This window comes from uncultured Lamprocystis sp. (assembly GCF_903933125.1).
In the GTDB taxonomy this organism is placed as follows: Bacteria; Pseudomonadota; Gammaproteobacteria; order Chromatiales; family Chromatiaceae; genus Thiodictyon.
Window position 1 is genome coordinate 1 of the sequence record NZ_CAIZIZ010000499.1, and the last position, 4,660, is coordinate 4,660.

4 protein-coding genes and 1 pseudogene are annotated in these 4,660 nt (G+C 63.8%); 1 reads left to right on the forward strand and 4 read right to left on the reverse strand.

Translation table 11 applies throughout. The features are described from left to right. The first annotated feature begins 281 nt into the window (after positions 1 to 281). The gene (locus QZY03_RS27175) at positions 282 to 737 is read left to right on the forward strand and encodes a hypothetical protein (protein WP_295586670.1); all 456 of its coding nucleotides are present in this window, start codon (positions 282 to 284) and stop codon (positions 735 to 737) included. A gap of 213 nt (positions 738 to 950) precedes the next feature. Here the strand turns inward: QZY03_RS27175 and QZY03_RS27180 are convergent, their stop codons facing one another. The 4 genes and pseudogenes from QZY03_RS27180 to QZY03_RS27195 form a co-directional block, all read right to left on the reverse strand. Beyond that, positions 951 to 1,181: a hypothetical protein gene (locus tag QZY03_RS27180; protein ID WP_295586673.1), complete on the reverse strand. Its 231-nt coding sequence runs from the start codon at positions 1,179 to 1,181 to the stop codon at positions 951 to 953. 197 nt (positions 1,182 to 1,378) lie between these two features. Then, complete coding sequence (locus QZY03_RS27185; RefSeq protein ID WP_295586675.1) at positions 1,379 to 1,540, reverse strand: hypothetical protein; 162 nt, start codon at positions 1,538 to 1,540, stop codon at positions 1,379 to 1,381. Positions 1,541 to 1,866: 326 nt separating this feature from the next. Next, the gene (locus QZY03_RS27190; RefSeq protein ID WP_295586677.1) at positions 1,867 to 2,661 is read right to left on the reverse strand and encodes a hypothetical protein; all 795 of its coding nucleotides are present in this window, start codon (positions 2,659 to 2,661) and stop codon (positions 1,867 to 1,869) included. 182 nt (positions 2,662 to 2,843) lie between these two features. Next, a pseudogene (locus tag QZY03_RS27195) lies at positions 2,844 to 3,758 on the reverse strand (Rpn family recombination-promoting nuclease/putative transposase); the annotation flags it as partial. Positions 3,759 to 4,660: the final 902 nt, after the last annotated feature.

Here is a 4,660-nt window from a genome sequence, read left to right on the forward strand (position 1 = left end):
AGGATGGCCTGACTACGCACCCGGCGAGCCCCAGTGGCCGGAATCTTGATCGAGGCCCTCGTCGGCAAAGGCGGGTAGCGGGTAGGGTCCGCTGTGCGGACCTTCCCCCGTCGGGTTTTGGCGGGGTGCGGTCCGCACAGCGGACCCTACCCGGCCGCTAGCGCCCCCCCCCCCCGCGACGGGAAACAGGGATTCCCGGACCGTGCTCCCAATGGAACTTGGCAACCAGCCAACACGCGGGAGACCTGCGCATCATGCCGCCGCCTCCTGAGACCCTATCGATGACCATGCCAACCCGTCTCGCGGGCAAGATCAAGCAACTGAAGACCCTGCTCGTCGATGCCGACGATTTTTCAGTCATCATGAATTATTTCCTCGACGACCTGGTGCCGGATCCGGCCTTCCAGGCGAAAGGCAAGCCGCTGAAGGACAAAACCATCGAGCAGCGATTTCGGGGGGTACTCGAAATCCTGCACGAGCGGTTGGCGATCCGGTCCCCGGGTCCGGCACAGATGATGGCCGCGCTATGGCTCAAGGATTTCGAGCTTGCCCATGGCGCCTTCGCGTTGGGCAACCGGTTGGGCATGGCCTTTTATTTCCGCGATTTAGACATGGGGCTCAGCGCGCTCGGCGCACTAGACGGCTCCATGGAGGTCATGTTCGCGCGCTTCTCGGTCTACGATGGCGTAGATCCCTCGAAAAGCTTCCATATCGATCGATCCAAGCGCCGCCATTGAGCTCCAGACGCTCCTGGACCTGCCGGCGGGCCGCGCGGCAGCGGATGTTCGGCTGGCGTTCCCCGGCAGTGGCGTAAACGTCGAGGTCATCGGCGAGTGCGAGGCGCTTGCGGTCGGGGATCAGCATCAGCCCCGGTGGACTGCCCAGCAGCATGATGCTGGTCATGCTCGTTAACCAGCGCCAGGACGTATCCGGTATCGATGAAAACCGGTTCAAGCATCCCGGTTGCCGATCACATAAGCGTCATGATCCGTCGAGAGGTCCGCCGGTCCCGCGATGCGTACCCGGCGCAGGCGCGCAAGGAGGGTCTCGGTCTCCCCCGCGTCCTCGGTCCGGGTATCGACGACGACGCGCACGTCGCGGCCGTCGAGCTCCCGCCGGTACTCTAAGGGAATCTGGAGGACACCGTCGTGGACGGTGGTCTGAAACTCGATCGCGTGCATGGGGCGGACTCCGTTGGGTTCAGGTCTGCGGGCCAAGTTTAAGCGATAAGGAGCCGAGACTTAGGTGATTTCCGATAGTTTAGATACCGGTCAATGTAGGTGCGACTTCAGTCGCACCTGCGTCCAAATCGGTGCGACTGAAGTCGCACCTACATCCGAGCCGATGGTGGGTGGTATCCGGTGTTCCGGAAATCACCTTAAGCCTCAGGCTCGATCTGCCACAGCGCCGCGAAGGGTGCTTGCCAGTGCTCAAGCAGCCGGGCGGCCTCGCCGTGGGTGACACCGCCGTGGGCGAGTTGGATGCGCAGGGCCAGGAAGGACCGCTCGACGGTGCGCGGGCCAACGGATCCATCCAGCACGGGGAGAGGGTCTGCGCGACGGCCGACGGGAACTCCGCCAGCGCGGTGTCCGCCGACTCCGGGCCGGCGACCAAGCGGGCGATGTGTAGGGCGACCTGCTGGGCCATGCGCCACCAGGTGCCCAGCGTCGGCAGCTCGACTGGACGGGTGGGCCTTGAGCGGCGTGCCGGCCACTGGCGATCGAGGTTTACCGTGAAAGTCAGGTCGGGACCCGGCGGGGGCTTTCATCGTTCGGGGTGCCGGCGTGCGAGGCTGCGTAGTCAGGGCTTCCAGCCCTGACTGTTCCAGCCCCGACGCGGCCAGGCCAGGATGGCCTGACTACGCAGTCAGATCGGCAACGGCCGCAAGTGCGGCGCAATCTCGCAAATGTCCGCGTCGCGGATGGTCTCGCGCAGGCTGTCAAGCTCCTCGCGTTGCCACGCGTCGTCGTCTTGCGGGTCCGCGGCCGTCAGCAGGTCCGAGCCGTCGCGTTCGCACAACTCGATGCTGATCCGCTCGATCCGGAAGGGGTCGTCCGGATGGATCCAGAAAAAGAACCGGTACCGGTAGGCGATATCCCAGTGGGGGTCCCAGTCGCCGGCCAGAGAGCCCATGTCGGCGCTGCGCGTCGGCTGGGTCAGATACTGCAACCAGCCCAGCAGATTGAGCCGCAGCCCGTAGTTGCGCCAGGGACGGAGATAACGTGCCGTGGCAATGAAACGCCTGACCTGCTCCAACAAGGGATCGGGATGCGGCGCAATCTCGAACGGCTCGGTGCCCAGCGCCTCCTCGAGGGCGTAGCACAAAGGAAGATCCTCGCGCTCCTCCGGTGGATCGAAGCGTCGCCAAGAGTCGCACTCGATCCACTCAGCAGCGCGTTGCAGCAGGAACAGAAAGGCCCCGGTGGCGAACTGCGGCGGCAACTCCGGGTGCAACTCGCCCAACTGATCGCGCAGCAGACGGTCGAGCCATTCGACCGGCAACCGTCCGTCATGCGCGTCGAGCGTCTCGCGGAACAGCAGATACTCGTCGAGTGCGTTCTCGGGCGTGGCATCGCCCCATTTGTAAAATCGCATGGCGAGCGACAGCGTCCCCGTGTGGGGCGCGATGATGTAATAGTCGTACCAGCCGCGTGTCGACATCTCGGGATCTCTCGGGGTTATCGGGGGGGTCCAAGGCTGAAGCCTTGGACTCCAAATGACCATCGCTGGCCGGAACGATGATCAAGGCCCTGCACGGCCTCGATCATCGTTCCGGCCGTAGGGTGTACAAGCGATAGCGCAGTCCACCGAAGCCCGCACCGCCGCTCCCCCGAATTCGACACCTAATGTTCAGTCGGTGTCGTGCGCAGGGCCCGGATCACCGCGCCGGAGAGCCCGGTGAGATCGGCAATGGCCGCGTCGTCCAGGGCGGTGCGCTCAAGGAGTGCCGCGGCCATTTCCCGGCGCGCCTGCGCAAGGCCTTCCTTGTGTCCCTCCTTGTGTCCCTCCTTGCGCCCCTGCTCGAGGATCTCAGCGTTCCACTGTTCGACCCGTTGTTGCAGCATGACATGCACCTCTTGAAAGTCATTGATGTCCGGCAGGCGGATGCCGGGGCGCTTCTTACGGATGAAGCTGCGGTAGATCCAACGGCCGAAGGCGCGCTTGAGGCTGTCCAGGGCACCGCTGTCCAGGAGTGCCACCAGCCGGGCGTAGACCGCGAGCCAAGTCGGCTCGTCGCGCGCCTTTTCCAACTGAAATAGCGCCGCCACCAGGTTGCGGACCTCGGCCGGATAGGCCGCGTCGCCCACGATCGCCCCTTCGTCGAGCAGCAGGTAGGACCAGTGGGGGCGATAGTGTGCCAGCCCGCCCGGCGCCGGGTCGATCAGCGCGGACAGTTCCGTCGGCACCGTCCAGCGCGGCTCGCCGTTGTAGAGGACCACCGGCAGCACCGGCGGGAGGGTACCGGCCGCGGTCAGGGCCTTCTGCGCGATCAGATCCTGGTACAGGAGCGAAACATAGCAGGCGATCCGCACCGCCATGAAGGGGTCTACGGTGCTCTGGAACTCGATCAGAATATAGACGTAACACCAGCCGTCGGCCCAGCGGACGCGCCAGATGATGTCGTCTTCGCGGTCGCGGTAATCGTCGGTGACATAGCTGCCCTTGACCGTTTCCAGCGAGGCCAGGTCCAGGGACTCTACCCAGTCCTCGCGTACGAAGCCGGTCAGCAGGTCGCGGACCATCTCGGCGTGGGAGAAGAGTTGCTTATAAGTACTTCAAGTGAAATATTTGTAGGCGCCAATAATTGCAAAGCATTGATTTAAAAGAAAGATAAATAATTAAGCGCTCATAGCGAATATATTGATGTACTTAGCTGTGGTCATGGTGGCGCCCGGCGGCTGGGGAGCGCCGTTTGCGGGGACCACGGGAGTGGCGGGGTCGGGTCATGGCTGGCGTGCGTTGTAGGTCGGCACGGGTGCTCCGTATCACTGAGATCCATTGTAGCCGGGTAGGGTCCGCTGTGCGGACCTTCCCCGTTCGGGTTCGCGCGAGGCTCGATCCGCACAGCGGACCGGTTAGCGCACACGCACGCGCCCGCCCCGCCAGCGGACCAGCGCCAGACCCAGCGCCAAGCAGCACCATACCAATCCCGGCGACGGCGGCGAAGAGCGCGAGCCAGTTGGGACCCGTGTCGGCCGCGGCGGCTGCCGACTGCCCAAGCAACCAGCCCGGCAGCGCGCCCCACTCCCGCGGCATCCCGTTGAGGGCAAAGTCGAAGAAGCCGACGAACAGCAATTCCGGGGACAGTTTACTCAATTCGGACCCAATTCCGGGGACAGTTTACTCAATTCGGTATCTGTAACCAGCGGGGAGATAAGTAAACTGTCCTCGGAACTCACCACCAACTAGTGCAGCCATGGCGTTCCCGCCGGGGTCGTCAGACATGCCGCCACCGCCGTCGGCAACCGCACCAACGGCACAGCAATTCCGGGGACAGCTTACTCAATTCGGTATCTGTAACCAGCGGGGAGATAAGTAAACGGAGAGTAAGCCGGGTTCTCACCGCTGGTTAGACAGACGTTGGTGTTCTCTGTTGCCGCCTGGTTTCCCGGCGGTGCCACAATATCTCTGCCATACAGCGATTCGTTCCCGGCTCCTC